This is a genomic window from Alteromonas sp. ABH4_456 (assembly GCF_056160645.1).
Map to the genome: position 1 here is coordinate 105,259 of NZ_JBSWXO010000003.1, position 20,935 is coordinate 126,193.

General features: G+C 49.3%; 22 protein-coding genes. 7 read left to right on the forward strand and 15 right to left on the reverse strand.

Features of this window, described 5'->3' with window-relative positions; all coding sequences use genetic code 11:
- Window positions 1-6: 6 nt before the first annotated feature.
- The 4 genes from ACXAG2_RS05820 to fadB form a co-directional block, all read right to left on the reverse strand.
- A complete protein-coding gene (locus tag ACXAG2_RS05820) occupies window positions 7-171 on the reverse strand; it encodes a hypothetical protein (RefSeq protein WP_474865126.1) in 165 nt (54 codons plus the stop codon).
- A 100-nt stretch (window positions 172-271) separates the two neighbouring features.
- Window positions 272-721, reverse strand: coding sequence for an MBOAT family O-acyltransferase (locus ACXAG2_RS05825; protein ID WP_474852247.1), 450 nt, complete (start codon window positions 719-721; stop codon window positions 272-274).
- A gap of 168 nt (window positions 722-889) precedes the next feature.
- Window positions 890-2,053, reverse strand: coding sequence for an acetyl-CoA C-acyltransferase FadA (gene fadA / locus ACXAG2_RS05830; RefSeq protein WP_119499987.1), 1,164 nt, complete (start codon window positions 2,051-2,053; stop codon window positions 890-892).
- Window positions 2,054-2,072: 19 nt separating this feature from the next.
- Window positions 2,073-4,223, reverse strand: coding sequence for a fatty acid oxidation complex subunit alpha FadB (gene fadB, locus ACXAG2_RS05835; protein ID WP_474865128.1), 2,151 nt, complete (start codon window positions 4,221-4,223; stop codon window positions 2,073-2,075).
- Between the two features lie 328 nt (window positions 4,224-4,551).
- Between fadB and ACXAG2_RS05840 the strand changes: the two genes are divergently transcribed.
- From ACXAG2_RS05840 to ACXAG2_RS05850, 3 genes are all read left to right on the forward strand, one after another.
- Window positions 4,552-6,582, forward strand: a complete 2,031-nt coding sequence (locus ACXAG2_RS05840; protein ID WP_474865130.1) for a transglycosylase SLT domain-containing protein — start codon at window positions 4,552-4,554, stop codon at window positions 6,580-6,582.
- Window positions 6,583-6,647: 65 nt separating this feature from the next.
- Window positions 6,648-7,967 carry a Xaa-Pro dipeptidase gene (gene pepQ, locus ACXAG2_RS05845; RefSeq protein WP_474845207.1) on the forward strand — a complete coding sequence of 440 codons (1,320 nt, stop codon included), beginning with the start codon at window positions 6,648-6,650 and terminating at the stop codon, window positions 7,965-7,967.
- A gap of 69 nt (window positions 7,968-8,036) precedes the next feature.
- The gene (locus ACXAG2_RS05850; RefSeq protein ID WP_474865611.1) at window positions 8,037-8,696 is read left to right on the forward strand and encodes a ZIP family metal transporter; all 660 of its coding nucleotides are present in this window, start codon (window positions 8,037-8,039) and stop codon (window positions 8,694-8,696) included.
- Between the two features lie 26 nt (window positions 8,697-8,722).
- Here ACXAG2_RS05850 and ispB read toward each other — a convergent pair whose 3' ends face one another.
- The gene (gene ispB / locus ACXAG2_RS05855; RefSeq protein ID WP_349584550.1) at window positions 8,723-9,697 is read right to left on the reverse strand and encodes an octaprenyl diphosphate synthase; all 975 of its coding nucleotides are present in this window, start codon (window positions 9,695-9,697) and stop codon (window positions 8,723-8,725) included.
- A 310-nt stretch (window positions 9,698-10,007) separates the two neighbouring features.
- Between ispB and rplU the strand changes: the two genes are divergently transcribed.
- From rplU to folA, 4 genes are all read left to right on the forward strand, one after another.
- Window positions 10,008-10,319, forward strand: a complete 312-nt coding sequence (rplU, locus tag ACXAG2_RS05860; protein WP_119499992.1) for a 50S ribosomal protein L21 — start codon at window positions 10,008-10,010, stop codon at window positions 10,317-10,319.
- A 15-nt stretch (window positions 10,320-10,334) separates the two neighbouring features.
- Window positions 10,335-10,592: a 50S ribosomal protein L27 gene (gene rpmA, locus ACXAG2_RS05865; RefSeq protein ID WP_070125553.1), complete on the forward strand. Its 258-nt coding sequence runs from the start codon at window positions 10,335-10,337 to the stop codon at window positions 10,590-10,592.
- Between the two features lie 181 nt (window positions 10,593-10,773).
- The gene (gene cgtA, locus ACXAG2_RS05870) at window positions 10,774-11,937 is read left to right on the forward strand and encodes an Obg family GTPase CgtA (protein ID WP_474865132.1); all 1,164 of its coding nucleotides are present in this window, start codon (window positions 10,774-10,776) and stop codon (window positions 11,935-11,937) included.
- A gap of 22 nt (window positions 11,938-11,959) precedes the next feature.
- Entirely contained in the window at window positions 11,960-12,463 is a 504-nt protein-coding gene (folA, locus tag ACXAG2_RS05875; RefSeq protein ID WP_474865134.1) for a type 3 dihydrofolate reductase, read from the forward strand.
- Window positions 12,464-12,560: 97 nt separating this feature from the next.
- On the opposite strand, the gene rpoS is transcribed toward folA, so the two are convergent.
- From rpoS to ACXAG2_RS05925, 10 genes are all read right to left on the reverse strand, one after another.
- A complete protein-coding gene (rpoS, locus tag ACXAG2_RS05880) occupies window positions 12,561-13,511 on the reverse strand; it encodes an RNA polymerase sigma factor RpoS (protein ID WP_474845368.1) in 951 nt (316 codons plus the stop codon).
- Between the two features lie 119 nt (window positions 13,512-13,630).
- Window positions 13,631-14,491 (reverse strand): peptidoglycan DD-metalloendopeptidase family protein, encoded by an 861-nt coding sequence (locus ACXAG2_RS05885; protein ID WP_474865613.1) that lies wholly within the window; start codon window positions 14,489-14,491, stop codon window positions 13,631-13,633.
- An 18-nt stretch (window positions 14,492-14,509) separates the two neighbouring features.
- Window positions 14,510-15,088 carry a YqaA family protein gene (locus ACXAG2_RS05890; protein ID WP_119499994.1) on the reverse strand — a complete coding sequence of 193 codons (579 nt, stop codon included), beginning with the start codon at window positions 15,086-15,088 and terminating at the stop codon, window positions 14,510-14,512.
- Window positions 15,085-15,720 (reverse strand): protein-L-isoaspartate(D-aspartate) O-methyltransferase, encoded by a 636-nt coding sequence (locus tag ACXAG2_RS05895; protein WP_119499995.1) that lies wholly within the window; start codon window positions 15,718-15,720, stop codon window positions 15,085-15,087. The genes ACXAG2_RS05890 and ACXAG2_RS05895 overlap by 4 nt, the downstream gene beginning before the upstream one ends.
- Before the next feature lie 84 nt (window positions 15,721-15,804).
- Complete coding sequence (gene surE, locus ACXAG2_RS05900; RefSeq protein ID WP_474845198.1) at window positions 15,805-16,554, reverse strand: 5'/3'-nucleotidase SurE; 750 nt, start codon at window positions 16,552-16,554, stop codon at window positions 15,805-15,807.
- A 39-nt stretch (window positions 16,555-16,593) separates the two neighbouring features.
- Window positions 16,594-17,664 (reverse strand): tRNA pseudouridine(13) synthase TruD, encoded by a 1,071-nt coding sequence (gene truD, locus ACXAG2_RS05905; protein WP_474865136.1) that lies wholly within the window; start codon window positions 17,662-17,664, stop codon window positions 16,594-16,596.
- Window position 17,665: 1 nt separating this feature from the next.
- Window positions 17,666-18,139, reverse strand: coding sequence for a 2-C-methyl-D-erythritol 2,4-cyclodiphosphate synthase (gene ispF / locus ACXAG2_RS05910; RefSeq protein ID WP_474865138.1), 474 nt, complete (start codon window positions 18,137-18,139; stop codon window positions 17,666-17,668).
- A 14-nt stretch (window positions 18,140-18,153) separates the two neighbouring features.
- On the reverse strand, window positions 18,154-18,855 hold the full coding sequence (gene ispD / locus ACXAG2_RS05915) for a 2-C-methyl-D-erythritol 4-phosphate cytidylyltransferase (protein WP_474865140.1): 702 nt from the start codon (window positions 18,853-18,855) through the stop codon (window positions 18,154-18,156).
- 3 nt (window positions 18,856-18,858) lie between these two features.
- Entirely contained in the window at window positions 18,859-19,149 is a 291-nt protein-coding gene (gene ftsB / locus ACXAG2_RS05920) for a cell division protein FtsB (protein WP_349583954.1), read from the reverse strand.
- Between the two features lie 56 nt (window positions 19,150-19,205).
- Window positions 19,206-20,915 carry a TIGR03545 family protein gene (locus tag ACXAG2_RS05925; RefSeq protein WP_474865143.1) on the reverse strand — a complete coding sequence of 570 codons (1,710 nt, stop codon included), beginning with the start codon at window positions 20,913-20,915 and terminating at the stop codon, window positions 19,206-19,208.
- Window positions 20,916-20,935: the final 20 nt, after the last annotated feature.

The following is a 20,935-nucleotide window of genomic DNA, read 5'->3' on the forward strand; positions in this document are numbered from 1 at the left end:
TCAGTTTTATCCGGCACGTTTGCGGGGAAACAGACCCGTCCAGAACACGCCTTCTAACACGAAGCCAAGTACAACAAAAAGAAATGCACCGGTTTGATGTCCTGTGCTGTATGCAGTAATTGCTGCAATCAGCAAGAGGAAAAGCCCCAGACATCTGAAAATCACTTTCATTTTATTCCCTGCAACGGTTAATTGTTGAACTTTCAATATAGCAGAGTGTGGCAGGGATCTGTACACCCCGGCATGTTTAATAATACGGCACTAAGCAGTGCTAATTAAATGCGCCTTCCATGAGGTACGTAAGACATAAACTGGCAGCAATAACTGACAGGTTTATGGCTGCTCTGAAACTCCGGGCAAAGTGCCTGTAATTAATATCAAATTTACTGCTGGTTATCACCATGAGTCCCATCAGGCCAAACCAGGGGGTGAAAAAGAACACCGTTTTCCATTTGACCAGACTGACGGCTAAATCGTGCAGGGCGCCACTAACGAGAAATGTGAACAGGACAGCAATTGAGTCCGGCAGAACGTTGTTGAGGGGTCTCATTACATTGCGGGATAAATAGTAGCTCCATACCGGATTCCAGTATTGCCAGAACTGAGGAAAAGATCCTGCGCCTAAAGAACGTGAGAGCATATTCCTCATAGAATGACTTGCTCCCAGAGGCACTCCGGTTCGTTTTTTTACATATCGGGACAGCGTCAAAGAGCGCTTCATATCAATTTAATATCCCTTAATGCCGGTTTTATGCTTGATTAGACCATTGATTGATAATTAATGCGACACGATTTCCTGCAAGTCAGGTTATTGAGTTATAGTCGTTATTTTTGAGCGGACATAAAAAAAGGGCCCGCAGGCCCTTTCTTCAGAGTAATCTATAAAAGATTAAACACGTTCGAAGACGGTAGCAATACCCTGACCTAAGCCAATGCACATGGTGGCGAGGCCCAGAGTTTTATCTTTCGCTTCCATCAGGTTCAGCAAGGTGGTGCTGATACGTGAGCCTGAACAACCCAGCGGGTGACCAAGTGCGATGGCACCGCCGTTCAGGTTGACGTGGTCATCGTATTTTTCCAGCCAGCCCAGTTGTTTGATACACGACAATGCCTGTGCAGCGAAAGCTTCGTTGAACTCGGCAATTTCAATGTCATCCATACTCAGACCCGCCCGTTGCAGCGCCTTTTTAGTGGCTGGTACAGGGCCGTAACCCATGATTGCAGCGTCACAACCTGCCACCGCCATTGAGCGGATTTTTGCCCGTGGCGTTAAGCCCAGTGCTTTCGCTTTGTCAGCTGACATAACGAGCATGGCTGATGCACCGTCTGATATTGCAGAGGCGGTACCGGCGGTGACTGTACCGTTTACCGGATCAAATACGGGGCGTAAGCCGGATAAGGTTTCGACGGTCGTTTCGGGACGAATGACTTCGTCATAATCAACCATTGTCAGCACGCCGTCTGCATCATGGCCCTCAACGGGTACAATTTCATTTGCCCAACGACCTTCAAGGTGGGCCTGATGAGCCAGCTGGTGCGAGCGGGCGCCGAAGGCATCCTGCATCTCACGGCTAATGCCGTTTTGACGACCGAGCAGCTCGGCAGTCATACCCATATTCCCCGATGCTTTGGCGGTATATTTAGCAAGAGCAGGGTGGAAATCGACGTTGAAGGTCATGGGAACGTGACCCATGTGTTCAACGCCGCCTATCATGTATACATCACCGCGACCGCTCATAATACCGCTGGTGGCATCATGCAGGGCCTGCATAGAAGATCCGCACAAACGGTTCACCGTCACTGCCGCTGTGGAGCGGGGAACGTCAGTCAGCAACTGCGCATTTCGGGCAACGTTAAAACCCTGCTCTTTCGTTTGCTGCACACAACCCCAGATAATATCTTCAATCTCAGCAGGATCGAGGTTCGGGTTTCTTTTCAGTAATGCGGTCATCAGGTGGGCAGATAAAGTCTCTGCACGGACATTTCTGAATACGCCACCTTTGGAACGGCCCATAGGTGTGCGAATCGCATCAACAATTACTACATCTTTCATATTCTTCTCCCTGGTTCCGTTACGCGAAATAAGACTTACCGTCAGCGGCCATCTGGCGCACGCCGTCGGAAATCTGATAGATCGGACCTAAGTGGGCATACTTGTCTGCCAGAGCAACAAACTGCTCAAGGCCCAGTGTTTCGATATAACGGAAAATTCCGCCACGGAAAGGAGGGAATCCCAGTCCGTAAAGCAGCGCCATATCGGCTTCTGCAGCACTGGCAACAATGCCTTCTTCCAGACAACGGATAGCCTCGTTTGCCATAGGAATCATCAGGCGGGCAATGATTTCTTCTTTATCAAAGGCTTTTGTTTCAGCAGTGTTTGCGTTGATCAGGCTGTAAGCCTCTTCTGCGGCTTCTTTACTGGGACGTCCCCGTTTGTCAGTACCGAAGTTATAAAAGCCTTTGCCGTTTTTCTGACCCAGGCGTTTCGCTTCGTAAAGCAAAGTGACCGGATCATTCTCAAGTTTCGCCATGCGCTCCGGAATACCTTCAGCCATAACGCCCGCAGCGTGATCAGCCGTATCCATACCTACCACATCCAGCAGGTAAGCAGGCCCCATTGGCCAGCCGAAGTCTTTCTCCATGACCTTATCAACCGCAACGAAATCGGCACCGTCTAGTACCAGTTTGCTGAAGCCGGCAAAGTAAGGGAACAACACACGGTTCACTAAAAAGCCGGGGCAATCATTGACCACAATGGGGGTTTTGCCCATTTTCAGCGTGGTAGCAACGACGGCATTAATTGTGTCGTCAGTGGTTTTCTCACCACGGATGATCTCTACCAGCGGCATGCGATGTACGGGGTTAAAGAAATGCATGCCACAGAAGCGCTCTGGTTTGTCGAGGTTTTCAGCCAGCTGGTTAATGGAAATGGTGGATGTGTTTGAACATATAATGGCGTCATCTGCCACCACACCTTCCACTTCTTTCAGTACGATGCCTTTTACTTTCGGATTTTCGACAACCGCTTCAATGACAACGTCTGCATCTTTCAGCGTGCTGTATTCGAGAGTCGGGGTAATGGCATTTAACGTGGCTGCCATTTTCTTCGCGTCGACTTTGCCGCGCTCCATGCCTTTATTCAGAATTTTGGCGGCTTCACTCAAGCCTAAATCAAGCGCCGGAGTGTTGATGTCTTTCATCACTACCGGTAAGCCTTTGGATGCGCTCTGATAAGCGATTCCACCGCCCATGATGCCGGCGCCGAGAACCGCATTAAGTTTGACTTCTTTGGTGGCGGCTTTGGCCATTTTTTTGCCTTTGCCTTTCACCAGCTGGTCAGCCAGGAAAATACCGATTTGAGCTTGAGCCGCGTCGGTTTTAGCCAGTTTAACAAAGCCCTGGTTTTCCAGTTTCAACGCGCCGTCGCGATCCAGGCCGGCTGCATTTTTAACGGTCTCTACCATCATGTGGGGAGCCGGATAATGTTTACCTGCTTTGGCCGCTACGAATGCCTGCGCCGTGGAGAAACTCATCACTGCTTCATTTTGATTCAGTTTTAACGGTGCTTTTTTATTTGCACGGCGGGTTTCCCAGTCCAGCTTGCCGGCAGCGGCATTGCTTACCATTGTGGTAGCTGCATCAAGAAGCTTCTCCGGTGCCACGACTGCGTCTACCGCACCTTCATCAAGTGCTTGCTGGCCTTTTCTGTCTTTGCCGGTGGTCATCCATTCCAGAGCATTATCGGACCCAATCAGGCGGGGGAGGCGAACGGTACCACCAAAGCCTGGCATCAGGCCCAGTTTGACTTCCGGCAGGCCAATAGAAGCGGTAGTGTCAACAACGCGGAAATCACAAGCCAGTGCCATCTCACAGCCACCGCCCAGCGCGAAGCCATTTACCGCTGCGATGGTGGGGAAGGGAAGATCTTCAAAGCGATCGAATACCTGTGATGTTTTAGCTACCCACGCAAGCACTTCTGCTTCCGGTTGCTCAAACATAGCCGTAAATTCGGTGATATCAGCACCCACGATGAAAGCCGGTTTGCCACTTCTTACTACTGCACCTTTAATGCCACCATGAGCAGCCATAGCCGCAGTGGCTTCATCCAGTTCAGCTACCGTCTGGCGGTCAAATTTGTTGACTGAACCTTGTGCATCAAAAACCAGTTCAGCAATACCATCATCTGACAACGTAACGGTCAGACTCTTGCCTTCGTATATCATTCTCGTCTCCTTCGGCAATGGCGAGGATGTCAGAAATGAGGAACCGGAACTGCAAGCCGGTGTCTTACTCTGACGTGTTAGGGTGGCTTGATTGTGACAATGCCACGGAAAATTTCAATAAAAATTCAAACAAGTGTTTACATTTTTTTCCTAAATGGCGATTGAGCAGCAAAAAATCAAGCTCGAATTCACATCACAAGGTTGTATAATGGTAAGGAAATCGGGTGTTCGCCAGCGCTATTTTAAATTTTCGGGTTGTTTTGTTTTTTACCCCTTATTTTCTGGTAACGCCCCTGTCATTCACTCGTTTTTGGATGGATGGTTTTGAATGCAAGTATCTTCGGCCGCTTCCGTGAAGCGCATTCCGGTGTCTTTTCTTGTTGCCAGTTTCTGGCTGGGTGTGATGAGTGTTGCAGGTATTGTGCAAGCTCAGCCAACGCCTTCTTCTCCCGAATCAGAGTTAAAGCGGGCACAGTTTACTGAGCTCGAAAAACAGCTTGGCCGCGCCAGCCGGAAAAAAGTGGCTGCGCTGGAAGACGATGTTGCCGCATTAAAAGACTATCCCCTTTATCCTTATCTTTTGCGGCAGCAAATCGATCAGCGGATGGACATAGCTCACCGTGAAGACATAGAGTCTTTCCTGCTGAATTATCACAACCAGCCTTTTACCTATGGCTTACGTGGCCGCTGGCTCCGTTACCTGGCTACTCATGGTGAAAAGAAAGCGTTTCTTGCTAATTATCGCGATGGCATGGGGGCAACCATTACGTGTCAATATCTGCAATATCAGTTGGAAGACGCGGGCCAGCCTGAATACTGGTTAGAAAAAGTTGAGCCCATCTGGCTGGCAGGCCGTTCACAACCGGACGAATGTGACCCTGTATTCAAAAAATGGCAGCAGGCCGGCATGATGACCGGTGACATGGTGTTAGGTCGAATTGAGAAAGCGGCGTTGTCCGGTAACCCGAAGCTTATTCCTTACCTGAAGCGTAAGCTTCCTGCAAAAGAACAATATCTGGCTGATTTATGGCAGCGTATCCGTACTTCATCATCACTGGTACTGAAGAAGTCTCAGTTTCCGCTGAAGAATAAAGAAACAGAAGGAAAAATTCTTGCTTACGGTATGGAAAAGCTTGCCTGGCGGGATGCCGGTGATGCAATTAAAGCCTGGTACCTCTGGCAGCCGGCGGATGTGTTAACGCATCAGCAGCAACTGGATGTGACCAGGGCAATTGCTCTGAGTCTTGCCATTGACGACAAACCGGAAGCAGATGAATGGTTAAAGCGGGCTGATGTCAGTGGTGCTGCAGATGACGTAAAACGCTGGCATATGTCTTACTTGTTGCGTCATGAAAAATGGCAGGACGTGCTGGATCTAATCGCGGCAGCACCGGAATATGTGCAGCAGGATGAAGCCTATCGTTACTGGCAGGCCCGCAGTCTCGAGGCGATGGGGTTACAGGAGCAGGCTGGTATCCGTTACCGTGAACTGGCTCAGGAACGGAACTATTACGGTTTTATGGCCAGTGCCAGAGTTAATGAGAAACCTTCGCTGAAACACATCTCTACGCCCCGCAGTGACGAAAATATGCAGATGATTGCTGAGCGTCCGGCGGCAAAGCGGGCGCAGGAATTTCTCGCTCTTGGCCGCTTAATTGATGCCAGACGTGAGTGGCGTTATCTGGTGAACTCACTGGATACTTCGCAAGTGAAGGACGCGGCCTTACTGGCCAGCGAGTGGGGTTGGTTCGACCAGGCAATCATCAGTTTTACTCAAAGCGGCTTTCTGGATGACGTGGAGAAGCGCTTCCCTATGGCCTATGCCGAACAGTTTGATGATGTCGGACGGGCATACGATATCCAGCCTGCATTTGCCATGGCAATTGCCCGCCGGGAAAGCTCGTTTATGGTCGATGCTGTGTCTCCTGCCGGTGCCCGCGGCCTGATGCAGTTAATGCCGGGCACTGCGGGATACATTGCCGAAAAAAGAGTATCCACAGATGAATTGTTTGATGCAGGTCAGAATGTTCAGTTTGGTGTGCAGTACCTGCGTTATCTGATGGACAAAATGGGCGATAATCCGGTACTGGTTTCGGCGTCATATAATGCCGGGTGGCGGCGGGTTATGGAATGGTTACCTGCCGGCAAAAACGTAGAAACGGATATCTGGATTGAAACGATTCCATATAAAGAAACCCGCAGTTACGTAAAAGCGGTGATGGCATACCGTTATATTTACGAACATCAGTTGGGTCAGTCTTCAGGGCTGTTTGAGCAACTGGCAAAATCTGCTATTCCGCCGGCTACCGGCCTTTCTTCTCCCGGAGGAAGGGCAGGCGGCACTTACGCACCCAAATAAGGCCGGTGGCATACCGCCGGTCTTTTACAAATTAAAACAATTAACGACAGAATATATGAGGGTTTATGACCACACTTACCGCATCCTACCGCGCACATATTGAGACACTTCAGTCCCGTACCAGAGAAGCTCTGCAGCGGGAAGGTCTGGACGGGCTGGTTATTCATGCGGGACAAAGTAAACGGCTTTTCCTCGATGACAATGATTATCCGTTTAAGGTGAATCCTCATTTCAAAGCCTGGGTGCCTGTTGTAGATAACCCGCATTGCTGGCTGGTTGTGAACGGTACCGATAAACCGAAACTCATTTTTTACCGTCCTGTGGATTTCTGGCACAAAGTACCTCCTGAACCGGATGACTTCTGGACGGCTGAGTTCGATATCGTCCTGCTAAAGCAGGCTGACGCTGTTGAAAAACATTTGCCTTACGACAAGCAGAAATATGCCTATGTAGGTGAGTATATTGAAGTGGCCAGCGCATTGGGATTCCACATTGTTAATCCTGACCGGGCGTTAAATTACCTGCACTTTCAGCGGGCGTATAAAACTGATTACGAGATGCTGTGTATGCGCAAAGCCAATAAACTGGCTGTGCAGGGGCATCGTGCTGCCCGGGAAGCATTTATGGCAGGTGAAAGTGAGTTTGCCATTAAGCAGGCTTATAACAGCGCGGCGGGTCAGGGAGACAACGACTTACCTTACACGAGTATTATTGCGCTCAACGAGCATGCATCTATTCTGCATTACATGCATTGTGACAATGCAGCGCCGGATACGTCACGCTCGTTTCTCATTGATGCCGGTGCCTCTTTTCATGGTTATGCCGCCGATATCACGCGGACGTACAGCCACTCAGATCCTCTGTTCGCTGAGTTAATCGCACATGTTGATAAAGTTACGGTGACATTAGGCAATGCACTTAAACCCGGTGTTGCTTATACCGACATTCATATTCTTGCCCACGATGGCATTGCACAAATTCTTCATGATGTGGGACTGGTCAATCTTAAGCCTCAGGAAATTGTTGAAAAACAAATCACCAGTACTTTCTTTCCTCACGGTATAGGCCACTTCCTTGGCTTACAGGTACATGATGTAGGCGGGCTGGTAGCTGATGACCGCGGTACGCCAAAACCTGCACCGGAAGAGCATCCATTCCTGCGTTGTACCCGCGTGGTGGAAGCCCGTCAGATCTTCACTATCGAGCCCGGGTTATATTTCATCGACACGCTGCTGTCCAATTTGAAAGCCAGCGATAACTCTAAGTACATTAACTGGGATATTGTTGACCGGTACCGGCCTTTCGGCGGGATCCGTATTGAAGACAATATCATTGTACACCGGGACAGAAATGAGAATATGACCCGTGATTTGGGTTTGAATTAAGGAGTCAGATCTGTGGTGGATCACAACCTGATCAGCGTGATCTTTATTGCGCTGATTGCCGGATTAGCTATGCCAGCCGGAGCGTTACTGGCCAGGAATGACCGCATTCAGCCTGAGTGGCTGGAGCAGGAAATTCGCCACGGCATCATGGCGCTCGGGGCGGGAGCACTACTTTCAGCTGTAGCACTCGTTCTGGTGCCTGAGGGCATCACTGCGCATACACCTCTGACTGCCACTTTGTGTTTTACCGCAGGCGCTCTGGCATTCATGAGTCTGGATATCTATCTGGCCAGACAGAACACTCCGGCCAGTCAGTTAGCGGCAATGTTAAGTGATTTTGTACCTGAATCTCTGGCGTTGGGAACGACTGCAGCATCCGGAGGTGGAACCCTGTTACTTGGTTTGCTGATTGCTATTCAGAACCTGCCGGAGGGCTTTAATGCTTACCGCGAAATGACAGGCGGAAATTTAAAGTATCAGAATAAACTGATTTGGAAGTTTGCTGCAATGGCGTTGCTGGGGCCGGTGATGGCCGTCGCCGGATTTTACTGGCTGGCTGATTATCCCACAGTCATTGGTGGCATAATGTTGTTTGCCGCCGGAGGGATCCTTTATTCTGTCTTTCAGGATATGGCACCGCAAATTTACGTGGAAAAACAATGGCTGCCACCCATGGGGGCTATTGCAGGTTTCTTGATGGGTATGATCGGATTTATGGTTGAGAATTAGGCCCGCAACAGCGGGCCTGAGAAATCTTACTTAGTACGTTCTACAGCAATATGCGCTAATGCAATTAACGCCTGTTTGTAATCAGATTCCGGCACCGGAGCCAGTGCGGCTATGGCTTTCTGCGTTTCTTCATCCGCGCAGCGTTTGGTATATTCCAGCGCACCGGTTTCACTCATAATATTGACTATTCGTGACAGGTGAGGCAGGCCATTTGCTTTCTCAATGGCTTCTCTGATCAGTTGTTTATCCGCTTCATCTTCAGCGTGCCACATGGCATACAACAGGGGCAGGGTAGGCTTACCTTCTGCAAGATCATCGCCGGTGTTCTTACCCATTTCGTCTTTATCAGCCGCATAATCGAGAATGTCGTCAGCTAACTGAAAAGCGGTGCCCAGGTGTTTACCGTAATCCTGCATGGCTTTTTCAATATGCTCAGGCTGCCCCGTCAGCACAGCGGCAAGCTGTGTTGCTGCTTCAAATAAGCGGGCAGTTTTGCCGTAAATTACGTCAAAATAGCGGGCTTCTGTGGTGTCCGGGTCATTACAGTTCATTAACTGCAATACTTCACCCTCGGCAATACGGTTGGTTGCGTCAGATAAAATCTCCATGACACGCATACTTTGCAGGTCGACCATCATCTGGAATGAACGGGAGTAAAGAAAATCGCCCACCAGTACGCTTGCCTGATTACCAAATATTGCATTCGCCGTTTGTTGACCCCGGCGTAATGTGGATTCATCAACCACATCATCATGAAGCAAAGTGGATGTGTGGATAAATTCAATGATCGCGGCCAGCGTGTGATGCTGATCTGTTGTGATCCCCATTGATCTCGCTGCCAGAACCGACAACAAAGGGCGCAGCCTTTTTCCGCCACTGTTGACGATGTAAAAGCCTAACTGATTGATTAGAGCAACTTCTGAGTCGACTTGCTGCTGTATAAGCGCATTCACCGCTTTCATGTCCGCAGCTGTCAGCTCGCGGATCGCATTTATGTCCATGGGCATGTCGTGGGTATGTTTTACTGATTTCATTCTGAGCGCTGATTGTACCTGAATCTGAAAGGGTATCCACCCGCATGGTTTAAAAAACTGAAATGAATGAAAAAATAATCCCTTAGCAGCATTTCCCTGAAGGGGAAAATGCAGGTAAAATGCGGGCTTCTAGTAGTTCTGGCAGCGAATTGAGCCGAAGCGCGAAAAATAATCAAATTTTGTGTTTTTCGGGGTTGAGATCTCAGGATGTTTCACGTACAATTCGCGCCCTGTTTTTTGAATTGAAGCGTCAATGAGACGCAGAGCGGAGTAGAATATGTACGCGGTTTTCCAAAGTGGCGGTAAACAGCACCGTGTGGCTGAAGGCCAGACCGTTCGTCTAGAGAAGATCGAAGTCGCGCCGGGCGAGACTGTTGAATTCGATAACGTATTAATGGTTAGCAACGGTGACGACGTTAAGATCGGCACCCCTTTAGTTGCTGGTGGCAAAATTACTGCTGAAGTAGTTCAGCACGGACGTGGCGATAAAATCAAAATCGTTAAGTTCCGTCGTCGTAAACATCACCGTAAACAAGCGGGTCACCGTCAGTGGTTCACAGAAGTGAAAATCACTGGTATCAACGCATAATAGGAGCACGAACACATGGCACACAAAAAAGCTGGTGGTAGTACCAAAAACGGTCGTGATTCAGAAAGTAAACGCCTTGGTGTTAAGCGCTTTGGCGGCGAATCAGTGCTTGCTGGTAACATCATCGTAAGACAACGTGGTACTCGTTTCCACGCTGGCGACAACGTAGGTATCGGTAAAGATCACACGTTGTTTGCTCTGAAAGACGGTAAAGTTCAATTTGACGTTAAAGGCAAGAACAACCGTAAATTCGTGAGCATCATCGGCGAGTAATCGCGGATTGACGTTACGCCGAACAGGCTTAAAAAACCCCGCGTAAGCGGGGTTTTTTGTTTTTAATAACAAGATTTTTCCGGGGCCCGCAGCCCTTCACCAGATTGGCGATGTAGTGATTGTCACAATGGTGTAAACTTAGCTTTCAAATACGGTAGTCGACAACGACTCGGAGTGACTAATGAAATTTGTTGATGAAGCTGAAATTCGTGTTGAAGCCGGCGACGGTGGTAACGGCACGGTTGGCTTTAGACGTGAAAAATATATCCCGAAAGGTGGTCCTGACGGCGGTGATGGTGGTGATGGCGGTTCTGTTTATCTGCAGGCCGATGAGAACCTGAACACCCTCATTGATTATCGCTTCGAGCGTTTCCACCGTGCTGAGCGTGGTCAGAATGGCCAGGGCGGAAACTGTACCGGCCGTGCAGGTGAAGATCTTACGGTAATGGTACCGGTTGGTACCCGTGCGACAGATGTGGAAACGGCAGAAGTGCTGGGCGATCTGACTAAGCACGGCCAGCGCCTGAAAGTCGCGCAGGGCGGTTTTCACGGTTTAGGTAATGCCCGCTTTAAAAGTAGCGTAAACCGTGCACCCAGACAGAAAACAAACGGTACGCCAGGTGAAATCCGCAATCTGAAGCTGGAGCTCATGCTGCTTGCCGATGTGGGCCTGCTCGGTATGCCGAATGCCGGTAAATCTACCTTCATCCGCTCTGTGTCTGCTGCTAAACCTAAAGTCGCCGATTACCCCTTTACCACACTGGTACCTAACCTGGGGGTTGTCAGACAGGATTCACAACGTAGTTTCGTTATTGCTGATATTCCCGGACTCATCGAGGGCGCGGCCGACGGTGCCGGTCTAGGTATCCGCTTCCTGAAGCACTTAGAGCGCTGCCGCGTATTGTTACACATGGTTGATCTGTTGCCGGCAGATCAGAGCGATCCCGCGGAAAACGCGAAGAAGATCATAGAAGAACTTGAAAAGTACAGTCCTAAGTTGGCAGCCAAGCCACGCTGGTTAGTGTTCAACAAAGTTGATCTGCTTCTCGAGGAAGAAGTGGAAGCGTTGTGTGAATCAATTAAAGAAAAGCTGGACTGGGATGGTCCTGTTTATCAAATTTCTGCTTTCCAGAAAATGAACACACAACATCTTTGCCGCGAAATCATGAATTACATTGAAACACTGCCTGCCGGCATCGACGAAGACGATGAGAAAGAGACGGTAGAGTTTAAGTGGGATAGTTACGATCGCGAGACCATGCAGGGCGATCTGGATGACGATCTCGATGACGATGATGACTGGGATGAAGACGACTACGACGTTGAAGTAGAATACCGTCGTTGATATCGCGTCTTAAGGAGTAGTGATGAAGATTGCGATGATTGCCGCCATGGCACATAACAGAGTTATCGGCGCTGACAATGATATGCCCTGGCACCTGCCGGCCGATTTGAAGCATTTCAAGGCGGTAACATTAGGTAAGCCGGTGATCATGGGACGCAGAACCTGGGAGTCAATTGGCAGACCTTTACCGGGCAGACCCAATATCGTCATTACTTCTGCGGCGGCTTCAGATTTTCCCGACACGGTGACTGTGGTTACTAACGTCGACGAGGCACTCAGCGCTGCCAGTGAGATGGTCACGGAAGATGATGAAGTGATGGTGATTGGTGGCGGTAAGGTCTATGAGGCTTTTCTGCCTCAGGCAACCACTCTCTATCTGACACAAATAGCGTTAACCGTCGAAGGTGATACCTGTTTCCCTGATTACGATTCTCAGGGCGATTGGGTACGTTCAGATGTGGTGGAAAACCGTGCCGATGAGCATAATCCTTACGACTACACTTTCTTCACATTAACACGTCAATAATCTTAAGATACATCAATCGTGATTTTATATAGTGCCGCCCGGTGCAACATACCGGGCAGAACGGCATAAACTGTATGGTCGGGTCAGATGGGTGAAATTACTCACCCATCTGATCGAACAGGCTTTCCAGAGACAGTCCCTGATGACCCAGCATATCGCGCAGTCTGCGCAGTGCTTCTACCTGGATCTGACGGACTCGTTCCCGTGTAAGGCCAATTTCCGCACCCACATCTTCAAGGGTAGACGGTTCGTACCCTAATAAACCAAAACGACGTGCTAACACTTCCCGTTGTTTCGGATTTAACTCACCGAGCCATTTCACGATATTCGACTTCATATCGCTGTCCTGCAGGTTATCTTCCGGACCAAATTCATTATGGTCGGCAAGAATATCCAGCAGTGCCTTATCGTTTTCACCACCGATAGGTGTGTCCACCGATGTAATGCGCTCATTCAGGCGAAGCATACGGCTGACTTCGTCAACAGGCTTATCAAGCTCTGTAGCTATTTCTTCTGCAGTAGGCTCGTGGTCGAGCTTCTGTGAGAGCTCACGTGCACAACGCAGATAAACATTTAATTCTTTGACTACGTGAATCGGTAAACGAATCGTGCGGGTTTGATTCATGATCGCCCGTTCGATCGTCTGACGAATCCACCAGGTCGCATACGTAGAGAAACGGAAACCACGTTCAGGATCAAATTTCTCAACTGCACGGATAAGACCCAGGTTACCTTCTTCAATCAGGTCAAGTAATGCCAGACCGCGATTGTTGTAGCGACGGGCAATTTTCACAACCAGACGAAGATTAGATACAATCATACGCTTACGGGAGGCCTCACAGCCTTTCAGTGCGCGACGTGCAAAATAAACTTCTTCTTCTGCGGTAAGTAGGGGTGAGAAGCCAATTTCTCCCAGGTACAACTGGGTGGCATCCAGGTTTTTCGGTAAGTCCTCCTGAACAAATACTGCATCATCCTCAGTATCATCCAGATCATTGTTAATTGCTTCACCAGCTTTCATATCAACTGGCATGTCCATCTCGTTCAACTCATCCCGAGACTTTGATTCGATTACAGCGGCTTTTGTTTGACCCACGACTGCATCTCCTGCGTTGTTGGTTACCCTGCGATGTTCTCCTCAAATTTTCTTATTATTTATTGTTATTATTATCTTTTTGGCAGATACCTTTGGGGGTCTAACGACTTGCCCCGGTATCTCACTTCAAAATGAAGCTTTACCGAATCTGTTCCACTATCTCCCGTTGTCGCAATTTGTTGCCCTGCGGCGACCCATTGCTGCTCCTCTACAAGGAGCTTGTCGTTGTGTGCATAAGCACTCAACAGGGCATCGGTATGTTTAATAATTACCAGGTTACCGTACCCACGTAATGCACTGCCTGCGTAAACCACTTTGCCTTCCGCAGCGGCCAGAACTGGTGCGCCTCTTTGTGCGCTGAAATCCAACCCTTTGTTGCCCGATTCCGCATTACTGAATGTTAACGCTATGTTACCTTTGCTGGGCCAAACCCATTTTGACACCCTTTCGGGGAAATCCCTTCTAGCTGAATCTTTGACACTTTTCGTCAAAGGTTTGACACTAGTAACTTCTTGGTTGTTAACATTAATTTCACGACCACTGTACGCCTGTGGTTTATCCCGGTCAACACTCCTTTCGTCGTATATATGGCTGGTCGTACCAGTTTTTTCTTGAACTTTTGGCTTAGAAGTGTTCCCTGTCAACGCTGTCACAGATTGTGGGTATAAGCGTAAAGTTTGACCCGGGTAAATATCGTAAGGTGCTGATAAAGAATTATATTTAGCGAGATCTCTATAGTCATTACCGGTAAACCAGGCGATAGCAAACAAAGTATCACCCTTTTTTACCAGATAAGTTTTGCTTTTTGACCCTTTTTCAGAATATTCAGTCTGACTATTGAGTAAAGTCACCGGGGCAGGGGCTGTTCTGCCACTGCAACCTGTCAAAAAAATGGCGAAAATGCAGGCGATTGAAGCATTTGTTGCTCGCATTTTGCCCATTAATCTACCTTAGTGGAGTAAAAAGTACGCAAGAACGGCCAGTCCGATTGTTAACCAACCGAGTATTTCCACGTATTCACGGAGTTTAGCTTCCATGGCTGCACCACCCCATTTCATGAGACCGGCAACCAGAAAGAAGCGGGCTCCACGACCTATTGCAGACGCTATAATAAAAGGTACCAGAGCCATATTAAGGACACCGGCACTGATGGTGAATACTTTATACGGTATAGGAGAGAAGCCGGCGAGGAAGACAACCCATACGCCATAGGTTTCAAACCAGTCGATAGTGGTTTGCAGTTTTTCTTCGTAACCCGCAGAGATAATAAGTGGTTCCAGCCACGCCTCAAAAGTGAAAAATCCCAGTGCATAGCCGGCAATGCCGCCGAGCACGGATGCAATAGTGGTCAGGGCAGCAAATAACCATGCACGGTTGGGCTGTGACATGGACATTGGCGCCAGCATTACGTCCGGTGGTATGGGGAAAAACATAGATTCTGCGAAACTCAGTCCCGCAAGATAGCGATTAGCATGCTTGTGACGGGCCCATCGCAACGCCAGGTCATAGCATGGTTGAAAAATTTTCACTGAAGCTCTCCTGCAACCAGTGGTACAAAACGCACAGCTTCAATGGTCTCTGTTTTAAGCTCACCATCAATTCTGTCTACACATAACAAATTTTGCTGTTCGCTGCCTACCGGAATAATCAAACGGCCACCTTCTTCAAGCTGGTCGCAGAGATCCTGTGGCAGGCTGCTCGCTGCGGCGGTAACCAGAATGGCATCATACGGGCCTTTACTGGGCCAGCCTTTCCAGCCATCGCCATGTTTCATGGAAATATTGTGCAGGTTGAGTTGATTCATCCGGCGCTTCGCCTGAAACTGCAACGACTTGATACGTTCAACACTGTAAACGTGACCAAAAAGTTGTGCGAGGATTGCGGTCTGGTAGCCTGAGCCGGTACCAATTTCCAGAATCTTCCTTGGACTGTTAGAGGCTTTCAGCAGCAACTCCGTCATCTTGGCGACAATATAGGGCTGAGAAATCGTTTGTCCCTGTCCTATGGGTAACGCTGTATTTTGATAAGCTTTGTGTTTGAGGGCATCGGGTAAAAATAATTCCCTTGGCGTGGATGCAATAGCGGTCAGTACTTTTTGATCCCGTACGCCCTCGCTGAACAAAAGCTCAGCGAGCATTTCACCTTTTTTCAATGTTCTCATTGCTGCAAATGATTTCCTGTTTTTCCCGTATCTTATTTCCGGCAGCCGGTTTGTGGTTAGCTGCCTTCACAGGATTTATTGTTATCAGAGTTTTTTATTCAGCCAGTCTTCCATGTTAGTGAGGCTGTGATGAGCTGTCATGTCCACGCTTAATGGTGTCACAGAGCAGTAACCGTTAGCGATGGCATGAAAATCTGTGTCAGGGCCGGCATCCTGTTCGGCTCCGGCCGGACCGTACCAGTAAATTTCCCGACCGAAAGCATCTTTGGCTTTTACCATGGCTTCGGCACGGTGTCTGCGCCCCTGACGTGTCACTTTGATACCGGCGAGTGCATCGTATGGCACATCCGGCACATTTACGTTCAAAATTTGATTGGGGGGTAAAGGATGCGCCTGCAATTTGCGGATAATATCCAGCACCACACGGGCTGCGGTTTCAAAGTGTTTGCCTTCGTGGCTGGCCAATGAAACGGCAATGGCCGGCAGACCCATGTACCGCCCTTCGGTTGCTGCTGCTACCGTGCCGGAGTAAATAACGTCGTCACCCAGATTTGCGCCATGGTTAATACCCGACACCACCAGCTCCGGGTCGTCGTCAAGGAAACAATTTACGCCCAGGTGAACACAGTCAGAGGGCGTGCCATTCACCGAATAAAAGCCGTTATCCAGTTGCTGAATGCGGAGCGGACTGTGCAGCGACAGCGCGTTGCTGGCACCGCTGCAATTGCGGTCCGGCGCGATCACGGTGACATCGTGCTCTGCGGCAAGTGTTTCGAATAAAACAGCAATGCCTTTGGCGAATACACTGTCGTCGTTACTTAAAAGAATACGCATGAAGGCTCCTGACGTTTGTTGTCCGGTAAGTCGCTTATACTAACTGCCGGCTGTTTCACCATTTGTGTCAACACAATCACGTAACACGGTAGTGGCATAACAACCGGACGGTAAGCTGAAAGAAACAATTACTGTATCACCGTTATGTTGCCATTCAAGTTGAGCCGGCCAGATTTTTACCGGTCTGCGTTCCTGTTTCAGGCCGGCTTCACTGAGATAACCGGTAACCTCAGGGTATTTACCTGCTACAGCCAGTTCAAGCTCTGCCGCTTCACCGGTAACCGGTACATCACCTTTTCCCCACAGTGGCGCCGTGGGTGATAAATCTTTATCTTCGTAACGGGCTTGCAACCCGCTATCTTCACCGTTTTCAATAAAATAGCTGTGAGACCCGCTGAGCATCAGTGCGTCACCACTTATTACATCATTCAGTTTGCCAAGACGAATGCGCTCACTGATGACCTCATTAAACAGCCAGCTACGTAGGGCGGACAGTGCCATATTGCGTTTGTTGCGGTTGCGGATAGCTTCCCCGGCAATCATTTTTTCTGCCAGTTGCAGGTTACCGCCTTCCTGACGCTCGCCGGTCTCAGCGATCCGGACACTGCCAAAACGCTGCTCGCCGAAGTAATTGGGCACGCCGTTTCTGGCAGCCTGTTGCAGCGCCTCTGTCAGCGCAGTAACGTCGCTGACGGCACGCAGGGTAATGGTGAAATGGTTCCCTTTGAGCTGCCCGGTGCGTAATTTCTTATTGTGCCGTTCATGCTTAAGGATCTTTACGCCTTCAAGTTCCAGTCCTGAAAAGTCGAAATCCGGTTTTCCCGGAGCATGTAATCCGAACCACTGGCGGGTAACCGCGTATTTGTCTTTTCGTCCTGCGTAGGTCACATTCCGTAATGGCAAGCCGGTAAATTTAGCCAGTTGCTCAGCGACCCAGGCAGTATTGGCCAGCTTTTTTTCGACCCACAAAAATTGATGTTCACCGTCACCGCTGAAGCTGTAGCCAAGATCTTCGGTGACAACGAAGTCTTCAGGATGCGTCTTGAGTGCGGCGGTGCAGACCGGAGGAGTATCACTGTACAGCCAGTGCTGAGTGCGTAACGTGCTCATGTTATTCAGCTCTGATCAGCACAACAGCGTGGGCTGCAATGCCTTCTTTGCGGCCGGTGAAGCCCAATTTTTCTGTTGTCGTGGCTTTTACGTTTATATCGTCAACAACGCACCCGCAGTCACTGGCGAGAACTTCCCGCATTTTTTGTATGTGAGGAGCCATTTTTGGGGCCTGCGCAATGATAGTCATATCGGCATTGTTCAGCTCATACCCTCTTTCTTTCAGTAACCCGACTACATGCCGGAGCAGAAAACGGCTGTCCACACCAGACCACTCGTCATCAGTGTCCGGGAAGTGTTTACCAATATCTCCCATCGCTGCAGCACCCAAAAGTGCGTCACACAATGCATGAATTAATACATCGCCGTCAGAATGGGCCAGTAAGCCCTGCTCGTAATCTATGCTGACGCCGCCGATAACAATGGGGCCTTCACCACCAAATTTATGAACGTCGTAACCATGACCAATACGCATAGGTGCCTCTTAAATTATAAAGTTTGGGTTTGTTGCAGATAAAATGCTGCCAGCGGCATATCGGCAGGGCGTGTAATTTTGATATTTGCCGGATTACTGTCAATAAGGGCTACCTTATGACCTGCTGCTTCCATGGCTGAGGCTTCATCGGTAACGGGAATATTTTTTTCCTGTGCCTGTATTAATGCCTGCCTGAGTTCGCCGGCACGAAACAGTTGTGGCGTCAGCGCATGCCATAGTTGTTCTCTGCATTCAGTGTGGGAAACAATATTGTTTTTACTCGCCATTTCCCGCTTCATGGTATCTTTTACCGGCGTTGCCAGAATGCCGCCTGCCACGTCATCCCGTTCTCTGACCTGTAAAAGTGTGTCTATATCAGTCAGTGACACGCAGGGCCGCGCAGCATCGTGTACCAGGGCCCAGTCATTGTCGTTCAGTTGTGAGAGGGCAGCGAATACCGAGTCTGCCCGTTCTGCACCCCCATCAACTACAGTCAGCCAGGGGGCACTAGCCACCGGTAACTCCGGAAAGAAAGGGTCGCCGGCACTGACCGCTACTACAATATGAGAAATTTTCGGATGGGCGTGCAACGCAGAAAGCGTATGCTCAAGAATGGTTTTTTCGCCGAGCCTGAGATATTGCTTAGGTCTGTCAGCTTGCATGCGACTGCCGATACCTGCTGCCGGTACCACAGCAACTACAGAAGGATGAGACATGGACTATTCGTTATCCGCGGGAAGGATCCGGTAGAAGGTTTCGCCCTGCTTAATCAGGCCCAGTTCATTTCTGGCCCGCTCTTCAATAGACTCAAGACCGATTTTTAAATCGCTGATATCAGCCTTAAGCAGGTTGTTTCGCTGGGCAAGATTGTCGTTCTGTAAAGACTGTTGCTGAACTTCCTGTTTAAGCGCAAGGTAGTCTGGCAGTGAATTCTTACCGGACCACAAGCGGTACTGGAGTAATCCCAGCAACACTATCAGTACAACGGTAACCCACTTATCCTGCCACACGGCAAACACCTTAACGTTAAATAAATGACTATTATGCCTGTACTGGTCCGGCGGGTCTACTGACCAAACTTGCTTTTAAGTTTGTCCAGCAGTTTATCCTTTTGCTTATCTATCACGCTGTTCAGCTGTGTTTTTAATAACCCTTCCAGTTCGCTGCTGTCTCCCTGCGCTGCTTTCAGCATGCTCTCCACACTCACCAGTTCGGTTTGTGTGTCTGACTGCAGGGCGCTGATCTTACTGTTGAGTTTATTCATGACTTCGTCCAGCTTATCCTGTTGAGATGCCGTTAACTCTGTAAGTGCAGCCTGTGCCAGCTTATTATCGAGATCTGATTTGATACTGAAGCCGGGATCGCTGAGCGTACCGGATAACGCCATTTGCAAATCCAGCGACGATAGCTGTTTCAGCGCATTGGCAATGGCGGTAGTAAGTTTATTAGTGCCGGCGGCTTCCATCGCGAGCCCGGCAAGATCGATATCGCTGCCGCCACTGAGCTGGTTATCTTTTACAGACATACTTCCGGTGGCACTCATCAGGGCTTTTTGTAAAGCGGCAGAGAGTTTCTCACTTTTGACCATGGGAATGTCCGTCAGATTAATGCCCGATAGCGACCATTGCTGGAAGGCGTCAACCACGCCGTCGTCTATGCGGAAATGGCCTGACGACTCAAACTGTTTAAGTAAGGCTCCGGCAGCAGAAATGGTGAAGGTAGTCGCATCGCCGGCCACATCGTGCATGTTGGTGATGTTCTTCCATACGCTGCCAATGCTTTCATCCTGCCATTTCACTGAGACTTCGGCGTCTTTAACCAGAATATAAGGTAAATCAGCAGGGGCTTCTTCTGCAAGTTGCGTATCGCCCTTAATCAGAGGCAACAGAATTTCGACGGCAGACATGAGGTACTGTGTATATTCCGCGGCTTTGTCGCCGAACACCATTTGCGTAACCTGCTGCATGGCGGCATCGTCCCCCGCGATAACATTCGTAATGAACTGGTAATCCTGCTGCGGGGCGTTCCTCAGGGCTTTTAGGCTGTCTGACAGGGCGGTTCTGGCATCGTCCGCTTTGTCAGTGAATTCCCGGATCCTGGTCCGGTCTGAGGTAATTTCCGCTTTCAGAGACTCAAGCTTTTCCTTTGCGGAAAGCAGGGTTTGAGGATCTTTATAATCTGTATTTTTCAGAGCCTCAATTTCTGATTTATAGAATGCGATTCGGGATTTGTCCGGCAGCGCCTTGTAGTTCGCTTTTAAATCTTCAGAGTAAGTGGTGTAGGCCTGTTGCGCCTGTTCCACCGACGCAGTAGTTTTCAGCGGCGAGCGGGCCAGTAATTCATCCACTGTAGGTACAGCGTCTTTGGCTTTTTGTTTCATTTCATCAAAGGTCAGACTCTGAGTTGGCTGACGGTATACCGCGCCTGGCGTACTTCTGGGCTGATTGAACTGCACATCCAGCACAGACAGTTTATTCACAATGACCTGATCTGACAGCAAGGGCATCAATGCTACATCGCCGGAGGCTTTGCCTACCACCACCTGATTCCTTGCCGGAGTCGTGGCATCTGTCAGTTGCACATTTTCAAGAGTAAAGGTAGTGGGGTACAGCGAGTGATCGAAACTGCCGATGTTTACCTCAGCTCCGTAAGATTCAGACAACTGAGATTCCAGTACGGACTTGATGAGGGCATTGGCAAACAGCCAGTACGCCACCACCAGCAGAACGATAATGAAAGCGGGATAGTAGCGTTTCTTTACCCTCAAACCTGACATGAATAACTCCTGGTTGGATG

Bases quoted from the DNA above. Each gene is read 5' to 3' on its own strand.
- ACXAG2_RS05820 (WP_474865126.1), bottom strand. From the start codon at position 171: ATGAAAGTGATTTTCAGATGTCTGGGGCTTTTCCTCTTGCTGATTGCA.
- ACXAG2_RS05825 (WP_474852247.1), bottom strand. From the start codon at position 721: ATGAAGCGCTCTTTGACGCTGTCCCGATATGTAAAAAAACGAACCGGA.
- fadA (WP_119499987.1), bottom strand. From the start codon at position 2,053: ATGAAAGATGTAGTAATTGTTGATGCGATTCGCACACCTATGGGCCGT.
- fadB (WP_474865128.1), bottom strand. From the start codon at position 4,223: ATGATATACGAAGGCAAGAGTCTGACCGTTACGTTGTCAGATGATGGT.
- ACXAG2_RS05840 (WP_474865130.1), top strand. From the start codon at position 4,552: ATGCAAGTATCTTCGGCCGCTTCCGTGAAGCGCATTCCGGTGTCTTTT.
- pepQ (WP_474845207.1), top strand. From the start codon at position 6,648: ATGACCACACTTACCGCATCCTACCGCGCACATATTGAGACACTTCAG.
- ACXAG2_RS05850 (WP_474865611.1), top strand. From the start codon at position 8,037: ATGCCAGCCGGAGCGTTACTGGCCAGGAATGACCGCATTCAGCCTGAG.
- ispB (WP_349584550.1), bottom strand. From the start codon at position 9,697: ATGGACATAAATGCGATCCGCGAGCTGACAGCTGCGGACATGAAAGCG.
- rplU (WP_119499992.1), top strand. From the start codon at position 10,008: ATGTACGCGGTTTTCCAAAGTGGCGGTAAACAGCACCGTGTGGCTGAA.
- rpmA (WP_070125553.1), top strand. From the start codon at position 10,335: ATGGCACACAAAAAAGCTGGTGGTAGTACCAAAAACGGTCGTGATTCA.
- cgtA (WP_474865132.1), top strand. From the start codon at position 10,774: ATGAAATTTGTTGATGAAGCTGAAATTCGTGTTGAAGCCGGCGACGGT.
- folA (WP_474865134.1), top strand. From the start codon at position 11,960: ATGAAGATTGCGATGATTGCCGCCATGGCACATAACAGAGTTATCGGC.
- ACXAG2_RS05885 (WP_474865613.1), bottom strand. From the start codon at position 14,491: ATGCGAGCAACAAATGCTTCAATCGCCTGCATTTTCGCCATTTTTTTG.
- ACXAG2_RS05895 (WP_119499995.1), bottom strand. From the start codon at position 15,720: ATGAGAACATTGAAAAAAGGTGAAATGCTCGCTGAGCTTTTGTTCAGC.
- surE (WP_474845198.1), bottom strand. From the start codon at position 16,554: ATGCGTATTCTTTTAAGTAACGACGACAGTGTATTCGCCAAAGGCATT.
- truD (WP_474865136.1), bottom strand. From the start codon at position 17,664: ATGAGCACGTTACGCACTCAGCACTGGCTGTACAGTGATACTCCTCCG.
- ispF (WP_474865138.1), bottom strand. From the start codon at position 18,139: ATGCGTATTGGTCATGGTTACGACGTTCATAAATTTGGTGGTGAAGGC.
- ispD (WP_474865140.1), bottom strand. From the start codon at position 18,855: ATGTCTCATCCTTCTGTAGTTGCTGTGGTACCGGCAGCAGGTATCGGC.
- ACXAG2_RS05925 (WP_474865143.1), bottom strand. From the start codon at position 20,915: ATGTCAGGTTTGAGGGTAAAGAAACGCTACTATCCCGCTTTCATTATC.